Origin of the sequence: Paraburkholderia sp. RL18-085-BIA-A, assembly GCF_046027075.1 — a bacterium.
In the GTDB taxonomy this organism is placed as follows: Bacteria; Pseudomonadota; Gammaproteobacteria; order Burkholderiales; family Burkholderiaceae; genus Paraburkholderia.
The window spans coordinates 1-16248 of record NZ_JARESU010000163.1; the positions used below are offsets into that span (position 1 = coordinate 1).

Here is a 16248-nt window from a genome sequence, read left to right on the forward strand (position 1 = left end):
GTGCGTTGCTGGCCTTCGCAGTGCGCGGTGCAACGCAACGCCCGCGCTGTGAAGGCGAAAGCTCAACGACGCGCCATCGCCTCAATCCGATCCCGCACTTTGCTCACCACCGGCGCCCATTCGCCGACGCGCGGTTGCCGGATCAACTCGATCGAATCGTACCAGGCAATCGGCTGCGACGCTTCGCCCCAGAACCACGCGGATACGTGATCGATCATCAGGCAGGTCGGCACGCCGAGCGCCCCCGCCAGATGCGCGGGCCCGCTGTCGATCGTCACGACCAGATCCAGATTCGCCAGCAACGCGGCGACATCGTCAAAGCCGAACTGAAAATGATGGGTGATGTCGACGACGTCGAGGCCCTTGGCGCACCATCGCGCGACCGTCTCGCCACGCCCCGGCGATAACGCGAAAAAGCTCACCTTTGCCGTGCTCAACAACGGCTCGAGTTGCTCGACCGGTACCGAGCGCCGTTTGTCGCGTATATGCTCGGGATTGCCGTTCCACACCAGACCGACTTTGAGATTGCCTCGCGCAGCGGCGATTTGCGCGTCGACGCGCATGCGCCACGTCTGCACAAGCGCCGGAGCGGCACGCAGATACGGCGCGCCCCAGCCGGTGGCATCGACGATACCGAGCCGCAGCGGCAGGCTCATCAATCCGCAATGAAAATCGGGTCGCGTGTCGAGACTCGTTTCGAGCGGCAGATCGGCTGGCAGCATCCGTTCGAACAAATGCCGCAACGGCCCGTCGTAACCGAATAGCACCCGCCCGCCTTCGCGCCGCGCCCGCTCGGCCAGCAGCGGCAGAAAGCGCACCGCCCACAAACAGTCGCCATTGCCCTGCTCGCCGTACACCACCAGCGTTTTGCCACCCAGGGATTCGCCCTGCCAACGTGCGCTGACCGCCGCGAGCGCCTGCTGCGCGTCGTTCAGATCGTTGCCAATCGCGACGCGCGACTCGTAATGCGCCCAACCGTCGGCAAACCGGCCCGTGCGGATTTCAAGTTCCGACAGATCGAACTGCGCGTGCGCGTTGTTCGGCGAGATCGCCAATACCTGTCTAAGCAGCACCTCGGCTTCCGCGAAACGCGCCTGCTCCTTGATGCACAGCGCCAGCTTGTGAAGCACCACCGGATTGCCCGGCACGGCGCGCAATGCTTCGCGCAGCAGCCGCTCGGCGCTGGCGAAGTCGTCGCGCTCTTGCAAGGCGGCTGCACGCCAGATCAGCGCGTTGGCGTCTTCGGCGTTGTGCGACAGCAGCAGCGCGGTCGCGGAATCGACCAGCGCCCATTCGCGCACGACGAAGGCCGTTTGCGCAATCGTAGGGAGCAGCGAGGGTTCGCATGCGGGATCGAGTCGGTAAGCGCGCACCAGCGCGGCGAGCGCCTCGCGCTGGCGGGTTTTGTCGCGACCGGCGTGCTGCAACAGGAGATGGCCGAACGCGAAGCAGTCGGCGGCAACGGCATCGGGCGCTGCGGCCCGCGCGCGTAGTGTGGCGAATTGGCTTTCCGCCCGCGGACCCGCGTTCAGTTCGGCCATGGAGACGGCATCGCGTGCGCGGCGAGTCCGAAGACGCTCGACAAACGCCGGTTACGGCGCACTTGCCGCGATCTTCGGCGTAGTGACGGAGACATCGCCGCATTGCGCGCGATGGCGCAGCGCGTGGTCGATCAGCACCAGCGCGAGCATCGATTCGGCGATCGGCGTGGCGCGAATACCGACGCACGGGTCATGCCGTCCAAACGTTTCGACGACGGCCGGTTGCCCCGCCTTGTCGATCGAACGGCGCGGCGTGCGGATGCTCGAAGTCGGCTTGATCGCGATCGACACGGTAATGTCCTGCCCGGTCGAAATGCCGCCGAGCACGCCACCCGCGTGATTGCCGACGAAGCCCTCGGGCGTCAATTCGTCGCCGTGCACCGAGCCGCGTTGCGCGACGCTCGCGAAGCCCGCGCCGATCTCGACGCCCTTCACCGCGTTGATGCCCATCATCGCATGGGCGATGTCGGCGTCGATACGGTCGAATAGCGGCTCGCCGAGGCCGACGGGCACGCCGGAGGCCACGACGTTGATGCGCGCGCCGATCGAGTCGCCGTCTTTACGCAGCGCGTCCATGTACGCTTCGAGCTGCGGCACGATCCCGGCATTCGGCACGAAGAACGGGTTCTCGCGCACCTGCGCCCAGTCGACGAACGGCACGTCGATCTCGCCGAGCGCAGCCATATAGCCGCGAATCTCGGTACCGAACTTTTCGCGCAGCCACTTCTTCGCGACCGCGCCGGCCGCCACCGTGGGCGCGGTCAGGCGCGCCGACGAACGGCCGCCGCCGCGATAGTCGCGAATGCCGTACTTCTGCCAGTAGGTGTAGTCGGCGTGGCCCGGACGGAACGTGTCGGCGATGTTGCCGTAGTCCTTGCTGCGCTGATCGGTGTTGCGGATCAGCAGCGCGATCGGCGCGCCAGTGGTCTGGCCTTCGAACACGCCTGACAGGATCTCGACCTTGTCTTCTTCCTGACGCTGCGTGACATGGCGCGACGTGCCAGGCTTGCGGCGGTCGAGTTCGAACTGGATGTCGGCTTCGTCGAGCGCCATGCCCGGCGGGCAACCATCGATCACACAGCCGATAGCGGGGCCGTGCGATTCGCCGAAGGTCGTGACAGTGAAAAGCGTACCTAGCGTGTTGCCGGACATGGGTGTCGTCCAAAGAAATGCGGGGAAAGCGCTATTATGCCAGCCTCATCGCGCGTGGAACGCGTTGCGCGGCGTTCGTGGCCAATCGGCCAGGGCCAATTAAGCCGCGGGTTCGCGACGGTTCGCGAGGCCTGTCGGCACACGCCCCGTCGTAGGTAGGAATTTTCGGTTTGATTGTAGGGCGCGTCTTCACATTAGCGTCGGCCGCGCTTTCGTCCCAACTCGAACCACCGTCTCGCCGACATCGTGCCTCACGGCGTCCCCGCACGCTACTTCCGCGCGCCGCGCAACTCGGTGACGATCTGCTGCAACTTCTCGGGCGTCGCCAACGCCGGTTCGATCGGCTCGCCCACCGCGAGACTCAGCCGGCTCATCACACCCTTCTGGATCGGCCGCGGCCAGCGTGCGTCGTCGGCACGGGAAAACACACTGCCCCACAAGCCGCGCAGCGCCATGGGGATGACAGGCGCCGGCGTGCGCTTGACGATCTCGGTCACGCCGTGACGGAACGGATTCATCTCGCCGGTTCGCGTGAGCTTACCTTCGGGGAAGACGCAAACCAGTTCACCGTCGGCAAGCGCCCGCGCACAACGCTCATAGGCTTGCGCGAGCAACTCGGCGTCCTGATGCGCCGGCGCGATCGGAATCGCTTTCGCATGACGAAACACCCAGCCCGCGAACGGCGACTTGAAGATCTGGTGATCCATCACGAAACGGATCGGCCGCGGGCTCTCGGCCATGATCACGATCGCGTCCACGAAACTCACGTGGTTGCACACGAGCACGGCCGCGCCCTCCTCCGGAATCCGCTCGGAATGCACGAGCCGAATCCGGTAGAACGTATGCACCAGCAACCACGCGATGAAGCGCAGCAGAAACTCCGGCACCAGCGAATAGATGTAGGTCGCGACGACGATGTTCAGCAACGCGGTGACGAGGAAGATCGCCGGAATGCTGAAGCCGGCCGCGGTCAGGCCCATCGCCATCAGCGCCGAGACGATCATGAACAGCGAATTCAGGATGTTGTTCGCGGCGATGATGCGCGCCCGGTGGCTCGGCTGGCTGCGGCTCTGGATCAGCGCGTAGAGCGGCACGCTGTAGAAGCCGCCGAACATCGCCAATAGGAACAGATCGGCCAGCACGCGCCAATGCGCAAGCCGCCCGAGAAACTCGCCGACGCTCAACAGGTGCTCCACCGGCGGCAGCGCGTGGCTCGCGAAAAACAGATCGATGGCGAACACGCTCATGCCAATCGAGCCGAGCGGCACGAGACCGATCTCGATACGCCGCTTCGAGAGCTTTTCGCACAGCAGCGAACCGATGCCGATGCCGATCGAGAACGTGCCGAGCAGCACGGTCACGACATCCGGATTCGCGGACAGCACGTTCTTCGCGAAGCTGAAAAACGACGACAAAAACGTCGCGCCGACGAACCACAGCCAGGAAATGCCGAGCAGGCTGAGAAACACGGTACGGTTTTCGCGCGCCAGCTTCAGGTTGCGCCACGTCTCGCTGAACGGATTCCAGTTGATGCGCAGATCGGGCTGCGGCGCGGCCGTGGCCGGCACGAAGCTTGACACGGCACGCCCCGCGAGCGCGATCGCGATGCAGGCGCCGGCCAGCACCACCGCGCCGTGTTCGGCAAGACCCGCGCCCGCGCCGCCGACGATCGTGCCGATCAGGATCGCGACGAAGGTGCCCATTTCGACCATGCCGTTGCCGCCGACCAGTTCCTTCTGCGACAGATGCTGCGGCAGGTATGAATACTTGACGGGGCCGAACACGGTCGAATGGACGCCCATCAGAAAGGTGCACAGATACAGCAACGGCGCACTATGCAGCCAGAATCCGGCGCCGCCGACCAGCATCACGACGATCTCGAAGCTCTTGACGAGCCGCGTCAGCACGGCCTTGTCGTACTTGTCGGCAATCTGGCCCGAGGTGGCCGAGAACAGCACGAACGGCAAAATGAAAATTGCCGAGATCAGAAACGCCGCGGTTTTCGGATCGACACCGGAAAAGCGCGCCGCCTGATACGTGACGAGCGACGTAAAGCCGATCTTGAACACGTTGTCGTTCATTGCGCCGAGGAACTGCGTCCAGAAAAACGGCGCAAAGCGGCGCTGACCGAGCAACCGGAACTGGGATTCATGCGCCTCTTGCGCACGGGCGGCGCGGCGGGCGGCAGGCAACGGACGATCGCTCATGAAGTTTGAAGAACGGGAGAAAGCGCCATAAGCAGCGCGGGACGCAGGCGGTTCACACCGCGGGACATCGCGCCGGCTCGTGATTCTAATGCGCGCATCGACTGCCGCTGCGGTGGCCTGCCCGCAGTGTCACCAGGCATAGAAGGAACGGGCGCAAAAACGACGGACACAAAAAAAGCGCACGCTTTCGCGCGCGCCTTGTCTGCCTGTTCACGCTCACCGCAACACGCCGAGCGCGGACGGTCAGTCACCGCGCATTAACGCGCGGGCTGCTGGTCCTGCGGCTCTTCCGGCCAGTCGCGGATATAGGCCTTGAGCATGCGGTTTTCGAACCCCTGCTCTTCGACCACCGCCTTCGCGACGTCGTAAAACGAAATGACACCCATCAGCGTGCGGCTTTCCATCACCGGCAAATAACGCACGTGATGTTCGAGCATCATGCGGCGGACTTCGTTGACGTCCGTTTCAGGCGTGCAGGTGAGCGGATGATCGTCCATGACCTTGCGGATCGTGGAGGTACCAACGCTGCCACCATTCTCGCTCAGCGTCAGAATGATTTCGCGGAACGTCAGCATGCCGACGAGATCGCCGTACTCCATCACGACCAGCGAGCCGATATCGTGCTCGGCCATCGTATTGACTGCGTCGTGCAGCGTGGTATCCGGTGTGACCGTGAAAAGGGTGTTGCCTTTGACTTTAAGGATGTCGCTGACTCGCATGATCTGTCTCCGTGATACCCGCTAAGCTGGCACTACATGAATGATTTTCGATCCTAGCGGAAAGGCCCATAAAAGGAAAGCGGCCCGCCCACCAAGGCCTGGCGGGCGCTCACCATCTCGAATTCGCGCCGCGCCGGGCATGCGCATCGGGAAAACCGCGCTTGATGCGAGCCATGCCGGTGATAGGATGGCCGCCACTTTCCCGTTTCGCGAGGCCGCTCGTGGCCCCGCCGCCCACGATGTCCGCCAACCGTTTCGACACGCTTGCGCTGCATGCCGGCGCCGCTCCCGACCCCGCCACCGGCGCGCGCGCCACGCCGATTTACCAGACCACCTCGTTTTCGTTCCGCGACTCGGACCACGCCGCGGCGCTCTTCAACATGGAGCGCGCCGGCCATGTCTACTCGCGCATCTCGAACCCGACGGTGGCCGTGTTCGAGGAACGCGTGGCCGCGCTCGAAAACGGCGCGGGCGCGATCGGCACCGCGAGCGGCCAGGCGGCCTTGCACCTGGCCATCGTCACGTTGATGGGCGCGGGCTCGCACATCGTCGCCTCCAGCGCGCTGTACGGCGGCTCGCACAACTTGCTGCACTACACGCTGAAGCGCTTCGGCATCGAGACGACTTTCGTTAAACCCGGCGACCTCGACGCGTGGCGCGCCGCGCTGCGTCCGAATACGCGGCTGCTGTTCGGCGAGACGCTCGGCAATCCCGGACTCGACGTGCTCGATCTCGCCGCCGTCGCGCAGATCGCGCACGAGCACCGTGTACCGCTGCTGGTCGACTCGACCTTCACGACGCCCTACCTGCTCAAACCGTTCGAGCATGGCGCCGACTTCGTGTATCACTCGGCCACCAAGTTCCTGGGTGGCCACGGCACGACGATCGGCGGCGTGCTGGTGGACGGCGGCACGTTCGACTTCGACGCGTCGGGCCGTTTTCCCGAATTCACCGAGCCGTATGAGGGCTTTCACGGCATGGTGTTCACCGAGGAAAGCACGGTGGCGCCGTTCCTGCTTCGCGCGCGCCGCGAAGGCCTGCGCGATTTCGGCGCATGTCTGCATCCGCAGGCCGCATGGCAACTGCTGCAAGGCATCGAGACATTGCCGTTGCGCATGGAGCGGCACGTCGCCAACACGCGCCGCGTGGTCGAGTTTCTTGCCGGTCATGACGCGGTCGAAACGGTCGCTTATCCGGAGCTGCCGACGCATCCCGACCACGCGCTCGCGCAACGTCTACTGCCGCGCGGCGCGGGCGCGGTGTTCAGCTTCAATCTGCGTGGCGACCGCGCCGCCGGCCGCAGTTTCATCGAAGCGCTATCGCTGTTCTCGCACCTCGCGAATGTCGGCGACGCACGCTCGCTGGTGATCCATCCCGCCTCGACCACGCATTTCCGCATGGATGCCGCCGCACTCGCCGCCGCCGGGATCGCCGAAGGCACGATCCGCCTGTCGATCGGCCTCGAAGATCCCGACGATCTGATCGACGACCTCAAACGCGCGCTGAAGGCCGCGCAAAAATCGGCCGGCGCGGCCGCAACGCGTAGCGGCGCAGTGAAGGCGTCCAACGCCGCATCCGCAGCCGCGAAAACCAGCTTGCCCGGCCAATCCGGCGCCGCAGCGCAATCCCGCCCGGAGTCCACATGATCCTGACCGTGCACGGCAAACCCGCCTACGCGTACACCGGCGGCAAGCCCTTCGACACGAGCCTGCCGACCGCGGTCTTCATTCACGGCGCCGAGCACGACCACAGCGTGTGGGCGTTGCAAAGCCGTTACTTCGCGCACCATGGTTTCGGCGTGCTGGCGGTGGATCTGCCGGGCCACTGCCGCAGCAGTGGCCCGGCGCTGACCGCCATAACCGAGATGGCCGACTGGCTCGCCGCCCTGCTCGACACCGCCGGCGTGCAGCGCGCGTTCGTGGCCGGCCACAGCATGGGCTCGCTCATCGCGCTCGACTTCGCCGGCCGCTACCCGCAGCGCGCGACACATCTCGCGCTGCTCGCCACCGCGATGCCGATGGCCGTGTCCGACACCTTGCTCGACGCCGCGCTGCATCGCGAACCCGATGCGATCGGCATGGTCAACCAATGGTCGCATTCGACGCTCGCAGCCAAGCCTTCCTGCCCAGGCCCCGGCTTCTGGCTGCACGGCATGAACCAGCGGCTGATGGAGCGGGTCGCGGCGCGCGGGGAGCCGCAGCTGTTCCACACCGACTTCACCGCATGCAATGCCTACGCGGACGGCCTCGCCCGCGCCGCGCAGGTGCGCTGCGCGACCCTGCTGATCGTCGGCCGGCGCGATGCGATGACGCCGCCGCGCGCGGCCAAAGCGCTCACCGACGCGCTGGCGCAGGCGGGCGCGCCGGTCGACACCGTCACGCTCGAAGCCGGCCACGCGTTGATGACCGAGCAACCCGACGCCACGCTCGACGCGCTGTTCAGTTTCGCGTCCAGGCCGCCTCGCGAAGCGCGGTAGCCGTCGCCCGAATGCGCTGCGAGTGACCACCCGAATGCCCACGATAAGCGCGCTGCACGAGCCGCGCCATCGTCCGAATGGCCAGGTTGCGCGCGGACTCCGATAGCCGGACAATGGTTCAAGCCCATCCTGTAGCGAGCGAGCGCAACACATGCCCGCACGTGGCGAAGCGACCGGGAACAACGGGCATCGCGTCGAGGAAGCGTCCACATCGGAGGCCATCATGGCTCATACCGCGCATACCGATCACTTCGCGAGCTTCGCGGAGTTCTATCCGTACTATTTGAGCGAGCATCGCAACCTGGTCTCGCGGCGGCTGCATTTCGTGGGATCGCTCGGCGTGATCGGCTGTCTCGCGATGGCGCTGGCCACCGGCGACTGGCTATGGCTGCCGGCGGCCGTGATCTGCGGCTACGGCTTCGCATGGGTGGGGCACTTCTTTTTCGAGAAGAACCGGCCAGCGACCTTCCGCCATCCGCTCTATAGCCTGATGGGCGACTGGGTGATGTTCAAGGACATCTGCGTCGGCAGGATTTCGCTGTAGTTTTGAGTTATCGCGTCACGGGTCAGGCGGTCATTTCCGGCGTCGTGCCGCGATCGTGTCGTCATCATCGCAGGCGCGTTTCATGGCGAGCCGGTAGGCGGCTGGGCCCAACCAGCCCGCCCCCGCTACCCCCACGCGATACAACCTCCGCTGCACCGCTTCGCGTCAAGCCGCCTGATGCGGCATTGAAGGCGTGGCGCGCTCGCTCTCTCCGGCATCTGCCCCTTTGGCCGCCGCGCGCGCCGCCAGCAGCGCGGCGAGCGTCACTTTCAGCTTGTCGTTCTCGAGCGACGCCAGCAGCGTACCGCCGTCCACACGCGTGGATTTCAGTTCGAGCTGATACGCGAGTTCCGCGCGATCGATCACGAACAGGTCGAACAGACGCTCGACCGTGACCTGCGCCGGGTTCGCCAGCAACAGGAAATGCGGGCCGGCGCTGTCCTCCTGCAGCCGCGCGATCCAGTCGATCTCCTCGAGCCTCTGCAGCAGGTAGAGCGTGATATCCATGTCGCGACGAAGCATCCGCGCAAGCTCGGGCACCGTGTAGCCGCGCCCGCCCCCGTCGCGTGCTTCCGAAAGCCGCGCGAGCAGTTCGAGCGAGTCGAACAGATTGCTGCCGTCGAACGTGGGCCGGTGAAACTGGCCGATGCGAATCGCCGGCAACGCGGACGCGATCATTGCACCCGCGAGCGTGATGAACCAGCACAGGTACATCCACACCAGGAACAACGGCACGGCGGCGAACGCGCCGTACACCGCGGTGTAGGTCGGAATGCGGCGCACGTAATAGCCGAAGCCGCGCTTGGCAAGCTCGAAAGCGATCGCGGCGGTGACGCCGCCGATCACCGCGTCGCGCCATTCCACGCGGCAGTTCGGCAGATAGACGTAGAGAATCGTGAACGCGAGCGCGGTCAACGGCAACGCGGCGCCCGTGAGCGCCCACTCGATGACCGGCGTGATGCGCTGGGCCGCCGTGAAGGTCATCGATTGCGTGAACAGATACGATGAAATCGACAGGCTCACGCCGATCAGAATCGGGCCGAGCGTGATGATCGCCCAGTAGACCAGGATGCGCTGCGCGATCGGCCGCGCCTTGCGCACCCGCCAGATCACGTTGAACGCGGATTCGACGGTCATCATGGTCATTACCGCCGTGAGGAACAGCAGGATCATGCCGATCGTGGTCAGCCCTTTCGCCTTCGACGCGAACTGGTTCAGATACTTGAAAATCTGACTGTTCAGTTGCGCGGGCATCAGGTGGTCGGCCAGAAAAAGCTGCAGCGAGTCCTGGAAAGAACTGAAAATCGGAAACGCGGTGAACAACGCGAACGCAACCGTGGCAAGCGGGACGAGCGCAAGCATCGCCGTGAACGTGAGGCTGCCCGCCACCTGCGGAATACGGTCTTCGCTAATGCGCTGCGCGGCAAACCGCGCGAGTCGTTTGAGCGTGTCGAGATCGAAACGCACCCTGGACAACAAACCTACCTCCTCGCTTCGTGAACCGGTGCCGCAGGACCGCGCGCGCGACCTGGCCGAACGGCCATGTGCGGCCTGTGCAGCGGACCGAGCCCCTATAATACCCGTTCACCGATGAGGCCTATGAAAGACATTCTCGTGCTTTATTACAGCCGTCACGGCGCCACTCGCGAGCTCGCACTGGCGATCGCGCACGGCGTCGACAGCGTCCCCGGCATGCAGGCGCGCGTGCGCACCGTGCCGGCGGTTTCCACCGTCTGCGAGGCGTCCCAGCCGGAGATTCCCGACGAAGGCCCGCCCTACGTCGAGCTGCGCGACCTCGAGGAATGCGCCGGTCTCGCGCTCGGCTCGCCCACCCGCTTCGGCAACATGGCCGCCGCGCTCAAGTACTTTCTCGACGGCACCACGCCGCAGTGGCTGGCCGGCGCGCTGTCCGGCAAACCGGCCTGCGTGTTCACGTCCACCGGTAGTCTGCACGGCGGCCAGGAATCCACGCTGCTTTCCATGATGCTGCCGCTGCTCCATCACGGCATGCTGATCGTCGGCATCCCGTATACGGAGAGCGCGTTGAGCACCACGCAAACCGGCGGCACGCCTTACGGCGCGTCGCATTTCGCGCGCGCCGGCACGGCCGCACAAGGCATCTCCGCCGACGAAAAGACGCTCGCCGTCGCGCTCGGCGCGCGTGTCGCGCGCACGGCGGCGTCCATGAGCGAAAGGCCGTGACCACGCCAATGGTGAAACCAGCTGCCACGCCGGACGCGCAGAGCGCGACGACGGCGTCGCCGCGCGCAAGCACACCGGCCGCTGCGCTCACGGCGCCACCCGTGCAGCCTGGAACCGCCGCCGCGTTCGGCGCAACCGCAGCACTGCTCGCGCTGATCGTGCTTTGCGTCGCGTGGGAATGGTGGCTCGCGCCGCTGCGGCCCGGCGGCTCGGCCCTCGTGCTCAAGGCGGTGCCGCTGCTGCTCGCGTTGCCGGGCGTATGGCGGCGCCGGCTCTACACGCTGCAATGGGCGTCGATGCTGATCCTGCTGTATTTTGCCGAAGGCGTCGTGCGCGGCTGGAGCGATCATGGACTGAGCGCCCGTCTCGGCTGGCTGCAAGCCGCGCTCGCGGTGATCTTCTTTACCTGCGCGCTGGCCTACGTCGCGCCGTTCAAGCGCGCGGCGAAGCGCGCCGCGAAAGAAGCCGCAAAACAAACCGCCGAACCGAACGCCTGACGCCCCGCCTATCCGACATTCCCGCCCGTCCGCACCGACCGACCGCTATGACCCAAACCGCTTTCCTCGCCGCCTGCCGTGACGCCATCGGCGCAACCCAGGTGTTGACCGACCCGCACGACACCACCCCGTATCTCACCGACTGGCGCCGCCGCTACACCGGCGCGGCCTGCGCGGTGTTGTGCCCGGCCACACCCGCTGAAGCCGCCGCGCTTGTGCGGCTCGCGCTCGAGCATCGCATCGCGCTCGTGCCGCAGGGCGGCAACACGGGTCTCGCCGGCGGCGCGACGCCCGACGCGAGCGGCGCGCAGGCCGTCATCAGCTTGCGGCGGCTGAATCGCGTACGCGACATCGATCCGCACAACAACACCATCACCGTCGAGGCCGGCGTCATCCTCGCCGACGTGCAGCGGCACGCCGAGGCGGCCGGCCGTCTGTTCCCGCTGAGCCTCGCCGCCGAAGGCAGTTGCACGATCGGCGGCAATCTCGCCACCAACGCGGGCGGCACCGGCGTCCTGCGCTACGGCAATACGCGCGAGCTGTGCCTCGGTCTCGAAGTGGTGACGCCGCAAGGCGAACTGTGGGACGGCCTGCGCGGGCTGCGCAAGGACAACACCGGCTACGATCTGCGCGACCTGTTCATCGGCGCGGAAGGCACGCTCGGCATCATCACCGCGGCCGTGCTCAAGCTACATCCGCAGCCGGCCGCGCGCGTCACGGCGCTCGCCGCGCTCGCTTCGCCGCATGCGGCGCTCGACTTTCTGTCGCTCACGCAGCGCATCGCCGGGCCGCTTCTGACCGGCTTCGAACTGATGTCGGATTTCTGTCTGCGCCTCGTCGGCCGGCATTTCGAGCAGATGCGCTATCCGTTCGCGGAGCCGCATGCGCAAATCGTGCTGCTGGAGTTGTCGGACAGCGAAAGCGAGGAACACGCGCGTGCGCTATTCGAGCATCTGATGGGAACGGCGCTCGAAGAAGGCCTGGTGCAGGACGCCGTGGTCGCGGAAAACCTCGCGCTGTCGCGCGCATTCTGGAATCTGCGCGAACATATTCCGCTCGCCCAGGCCGAGGAAGGTCTGAACATCAAGCACGACATCGCGGTGCCGATCTCGCGCATCGGCCACTTCATCGAGACGACCGACGCGGCGATCGCGCAGGCGGTGCCGGGCGCGCGCATGGTGACCTTCGGCCATCTCGGCGACGGCAACCTGCACTACAACGTGCAGGCGCCCGAGGGCGTGGACGCGCAGGCGTTTTTGCAGCAATACCAGACCCTGATCAACCAGATCGTCTACGACAGCGTGCACCAGCATCGCGGCAGCATCAGCGCGGAACACGGGCTCGGGCAGCTGAAAGTCGACGAGGCCGCGCATTACAAGCAGGACGTCGAGCTGCAACTGATGCGCGCGGTCAAACGCGCGCTCGATCCGCTGAACCTGATGAACCCGGGCAAGGTGCTACGCTAGGAATTGAAGCCCCGGCGCCCCTCGCGGGAACGCCCCACGCGGGGACTTTTGCAGGAGCCGTCGCCGTGAAGATTCGAGTGCTGTCCGATCTGCATCTGGAGAACGACGAGCCCGAGCTGATCCCGCATGCGCACGCGGATCTGATCGTGCTGGCCGGCGACATCCACAATCATGCGGCCGGCCCGCGCTGGGCCGCGCAGACTTTCGACGGCGCGGTGCCGGTGGTCTACGTGCCCGGCAATCACGAGTACTACGACGGCGAGTTCAGCGCGCTCGAACGCGCGCTTTACGACGCGGCTGCGCAGGTCGACAACGTGCATGTGCTGAACAACGCAACGCTGGTCGATCCGCAAGGCCGCTGGCGCGTGCTGGGCACCACCTTGTGGACCGACTTCGCGTTGTACGGCGCGGACCCCGACACGCTTGCCGCCTCGATCGACGCGGCGCGCCAGGTGATGCTCGACTTCCGCGGGCTGATCCAGATGAACTGGCCGCACGACACCCACGACGCCACGCGCGACTTCACGCCCGACGACTCGCTCGCGTTGCACGCCCACGCGCGTGCGTGGCTCGAAGGCGAGCTGGCCAAGCCGTTCGGCGGCAAGACGATCGTGGTCACGCATCACGCGCCGCATCGGCTGAGTCTGGCCGAGCGCTACGCACAAGACCGGGTGTCGGCCGGCTTTGTCAATCATTTGCCGGAACTGGTGCGCGCGCCGGTCGCGGTATGGATTCACGGGCATACGCACACGTCGTTCGACTACAGCGTGAACGGCACGCGCGTGGTCTGCAATCCTCGCGGCTATTTCGACCGGCGCACCGGGCAGTGGGAAAATCCGCAATTCGCGTGGGACAGGGTCGTCGAGATTTAGTGCGTCTCTAGAGCAGCCTTGGGGCCGGACTGGATAGCGCGGCTGGAGCGGACGCATTACGCTGTCGTCGGCGGCCGCCTGCTGGCGGCCAGTGCTCGTGGCTGGCTACCCGTTGCTGGATGTGTCTCGATTCGGCGTGACGATACCTGAGAAGCGCGCCAGAAAAATCGGCCCGTTCAATCGCTTCATTGCCAACTCCGCCAGCTTACGGAACCCGCCCCGCAGGTCGTCACCGGAGATCGCTCATGTGTGGTCGAATCAGCCAGTATCGCGACGCGCATCTTTACGCCGGACATCTCGGCCTTGCCGATCCGCTGATGCTGTTCGACGCCGCCGACCGCCGCCCCGGCTACAACCTTGCCCCCGGCACGCATCCGCTCGCGATCTATCCGGATCAAACGCTGCGCGCGATTCACTGGGGATACTGCCCGGCTTGGGCGCGCGAGCAGCATCTGCCGCAGACGATCAACGCGCGCGCCGACGCCGCGCCGACCGCCCGCTATTTCGAGGAATTGTGGAAAACCGGCCGCGTGCTAGTGCCGGCGGACGGCTGGTTCGAGTGGCGCATCGAGACTTCGCCCGCGACCGCCCACGCGCATGGCGGTCCGGCGCAAGCTGAAGCGCCGCGGCGCCAGCCCTACTTCGTGCGCTTGAAAAAAGACGAACCGATGTATCTGGCCGCGTTGTCGAGCGTGCGCGGCAGCGAGCCGCAAACGGAAGGCATGGGACTGGTGATCGTGACGGCCAGCGCCGACTCGGGTCTGATCGACGTTCACGACCGTCGTCCGCTGGCGTTTTCGCCTGATGCGGCGCGCCGCTGGCTGGATCCGGCGTTGCCGGCCGACGAACTGGAACGGCTTGCGCGCGGCGCCTGCTTACCCGCCGGCCGCTTTCGCTGGCATCGCGTGAGTCACGAAGTGGACCGCACGCTCAACGACGAACCAAGGTTGATCGAAGCGCTGCACTGAGGGCGCGAACGCGTCTCTAACCGCTCAGGAAGGAAACGACTTTTCACTACGGCTCCGCGCCCGTCGGCTACACGCCGTGGCGGCGACGAGCTTCAACGGTCGCGCCGTTGTGCCTGCAGATCCGGGCGCTCGACCTTGATCGGCACCAGTTGCGGCTGCTGTTCGCGCAGGCGGCGCAGCAGATCGCGCGATGCGGCGATCCCGATCAGTCCAAGCATGACAGCCACGCCGATCATCAGATGCGTATCCATGAATCCCTCGTCCTTCAGTTGTTGCGATGTGCCGAACGGCAGTGAACTGGCGCGTCCGGCCGAAGCGGCAGCGCATGAGCCACACGTTAGCAAATCGTCCGCGGGCGAGAAGTAAGGAAATGTTGCGGCGCGGCAGTTATGTAACGGCCCGTCATGCGGCGGCGCCCTGCCGCGTCAACCATCGCGGCACGCCGGCCCGGCGCGGCTTCATGACTGGGCGAATTTCCGCAGTTCCTCCTGATCCGCAGCCAGCGTGGCCGGCAACTCGTCGCGCAAAAATTCGACCCAGGTGCGGATTTTCGCGTCCAGGTACTGGCGCGACGGGTACAGCGCGTACAGATTCATTTCCTGCGATGTGTACTCGGGCAGCAGCCACACGAGTTTGCCGCTACGCAAACCGCTGATCGCCGAGTAGATCGGAATCAGCCCGACGCCCATACCCTGCGATACCGCGACCACCATCGCTTCGGCGACGTTCACCTGAAACGTGGTCGCGCCCAGCGTGACCGTTTCTTCGCCTTGCGGGCCGCCAAAGGTCCATTTGTCGGGCGGAAACACCGGCGTGACCATTTGCAGGCAGGTATGGCGCGTGAGATCGGCGGGCGTCTGCGGCGCGCCGTGCCGCTCCAGATAAGCCGGCGACGCGCACGCGATGCTGAACGCGCTGCCCAGGCGCTGCGATACCAGCCCCGAATCCGGCAGACCGGTGGCGAGCGTCAGCGACACGTCGAAACCCTCGTCGAGCAGATCGGGCATGCGCTGCGCGAGCGTCAGTTCGATATGCACGTCCGGATAGCGTTCCTGATAGCGGCCGACCGCCGGCACCACGTAGTGCTGGCCGAAGCTCGTCATCGCGTGGACCTTGAGTTTGCCCGACGGGCGCGCGTGCGCGTCGCTCGCCTCGGCTTCCGCCTGATCCACGTACGCGAGAATCTGCTCGCAGCGTTGCAGATAGCGCTCGCCCGCTTCGGTCAGCGCGATGCGGCGGGTTGTCCGGTTCAGCAGGCGTGTGCGCAGATGCGCTTCCAGATCGGAAACTGCGCGCGACGCATAAGCCGTGGTCGTATTCAGATGTTGCGCGGCGCCCGTGAAGCTGCCCGCTTCGACGACGCGGACAAATACGCGCATGTTTTGAAGCGTATCCATTCCATTCCCTGTTGTTCGGCAGCGATTGTTACACGATTGGCAAAGGCGATTGTCTCACATTACGTAAAAATGCCTTGCACCGTTACCGGTTATTCCCCAATCCATCAAAAAATATAATGACGTGCAAGCTTCTATAGTCATTTTTGGAGGAAATCGTGCAGTCTCCGGTACCGAAAAGGATCTCCGCAGCCGCGGTTCTTACGATCC

15 protein-coding genes are annotated in these 16248 nt (G+C 65.6%); 8 read left to right on the forward strand and 7 right to left on the reverse strand.

Features of this window, described 5'->3' with window-relative positions; genetic code table 11:
- Positions 1 to 62 precede the first annotated feature (62 nt).
- The 4 genes from P0D89_RS45270 to P0D89_RS45285 form a co-directional block, all read right to left on the reverse strand.
- Positions 63 to 1541, reverse strand: a complete 1479-nt coding sequence (locus tag P0D89_RS45270) for a tetratricopeptide repeat protein (RefSeq protein WP_408368574.1) — start codon at positions 1539 to 1541, stop codon at positions 63 to 65.
- Between the two features lie 51 nt (positions 1542 to 1592).
- Positions 1593 to 2693 carry a chorismate synthase gene (gene aroC / locus P0D89_RS45275; protein ID WP_408368572.1) on the reverse strand — a complete coding sequence of 367 codons (1101 nt, stop codon included), beginning with the start codon at positions 2691 to 2693 and terminating at the stop codon, positions 1593 to 1595.
- Positions 2694 to 2962: 269 nt separating this feature from the next.
- A complete protein-coding gene (locus tag P0D89_RS45280) occupies positions 2963 to 4900 on the reverse strand; it encodes an MFS transporter (protein WP_408368570.1) in 1938 nt (645 codons plus the stop codon).
- A gap of 257 nt (positions 4901 to 5157) precedes the next feature.
- The gene (locus tag P0D89_RS45285) at positions 5158 to 5619 is read right to left on the reverse strand and encodes a CBS domain-containing protein (RefSeq protein WP_408368568.1); all 462 of its coding nucleotides are present in this window, start codon (positions 5617 to 5619) and stop codon (positions 5158 to 5160) included.
- Between the two features lie 239 nt (positions 5620 to 5858).
- On the opposite strand from P0D89_RS45285, the gene P0D89_RS45290 reads away from it, so the two are divergent.
- The 3 genes from P0D89_RS45290 to P0D89_RS45300 all read left to right on the forward strand — a co-directional run bounded on the left by P0D89_RS45290 (position 5859) and on the right by P0D89_RS45300 (position 8639).
- Entirely contained in the window at positions 5859 to 7265 is a 1407-nt protein-coding gene (locus tag P0D89_RS45290) for an O-acetylhomoserine aminocarboxypropyltransferase (protein WP_408368566.1), read from the forward strand.
- On the forward strand, positions 7262 to 8095 hold the full coding sequence (locus tag P0D89_RS45295) for an alpha/beta fold hydrolase (protein ID WP_408368564.1): 834 nt from the start codon (positions 7262 to 7264) through the stop codon (positions 8093 to 8095). The genes P0D89_RS45290 and P0D89_RS45295 overlap by 4 nt, the downstream gene beginning before the upstream one ends.
- A gap of 223 nt (positions 8096 to 8318) precedes the next feature.
- Entirely contained in the window at positions 8319 to 8639 is a 321-nt protein-coding gene (locus P0D89_RS45300) for an Mpo1-like protein (RefSeq protein WP_408368576.1), read from the forward strand.
- Between the two features lie 165 nt (positions 8640 to 8804).
- On the opposite strand, the gene P0D89_RS45305 is transcribed toward P0D89_RS45300, so the two are convergent.
- Entirely contained in the window at positions 8805 to 10118 is a 1314-nt protein-coding gene (locus P0D89_RS45305; protein ID WP_408368562.1) for a YihY family inner membrane protein, read from the reverse strand.
- A 120-nt stretch (positions 10119 to 10238) separates the two neighbouring features.
- Between P0D89_RS45305 and wrbA the strand changes: the two genes are divergently transcribed.
- The 5 genes from wrbA to P0D89_RS45330 all read left to right on the forward strand — a co-directional run bounded on the left by wrbA (position 10239) and on the right by P0D89_RS45330 (position 14644).
- The gene (gene wrbA / locus P0D89_RS45310; protein ID WP_408368560.1) at positions 10239 to 10841 is read left to right on the forward strand and encodes an NAD(P)H:quinone oxidoreductase; all 603 of its coding nucleotides are present in this window, start codon (positions 10239 to 10241) and stop codon (positions 10839 to 10841) included.
- Between the two features lie 8 nt (positions 10842 to 10849).
- Positions 10850 to 11338, forward strand: coding sequence for a DUF2069 domain-containing protein (locus tag P0D89_RS45315; RefSeq protein ID WP_408368558.1), 489 nt, complete (start codon positions 10850 to 10852; stop codon positions 11336 to 11338).
- Between the two features lie 47 nt (positions 11339 to 11385).
- Positions 11386 to 12804 (forward strand): FAD-binding oxidoreductase, encoded by a 1419-nt coding sequence (locus P0D89_RS45320; protein ID WP_408368556.1) that lies wholly within the window; start codon positions 11386 to 11388, stop codon positions 12802 to 12804.
- Positions 12805 to 12869: 65 nt separating this feature from the next.
- On the forward strand, positions 12870 to 13676 hold the full coding sequence (locus tag P0D89_RS45325; RefSeq protein ID WP_408368554.1) for a metallophosphoesterase: 807 nt from the start codon (positions 12870 to 12872) through the stop codon (positions 13674 to 13676).
- A gap of 245 nt (positions 13677 to 13921) precedes the next feature.
- The gene (locus P0D89_RS45330; protein WP_408368552.1) at positions 13922 to 14644 is read left to right on the forward strand and encodes an SOS response-associated peptidase; all 723 of its coding nucleotides are present in this window, start codon (positions 13922 to 13924) and stop codon (positions 14642 to 14644) included.
- A gap of 92 nt (positions 14645 to 14736) precedes the next feature.
- Here the strand turns inward: P0D89_RS45330 and P0D89_RS45335 are convergent, their stop codons facing one another.
- Positions 14737 to 14895, reverse strand: coding sequence for a hypothetical protein (locus P0D89_RS45335; protein WP_408368550.1), 159 nt, complete (start codon positions 14893 to 14895; stop codon positions 14737 to 14739).
- Between the two features lie 207 nt (positions 14896 to 15102).
- Positions 15103 to 16041 (reverse strand): LysR family transcriptional regulator, encoded by a 939-nt coding sequence (locus P0D89_RS45340; protein WP_408368548.1) that lies wholly within the window; start codon positions 16039 to 16041, stop codon positions 15103 to 15105.
- Between the last annotated feature and the right edge of the window lie 207 nt (positions 16042 to 16248).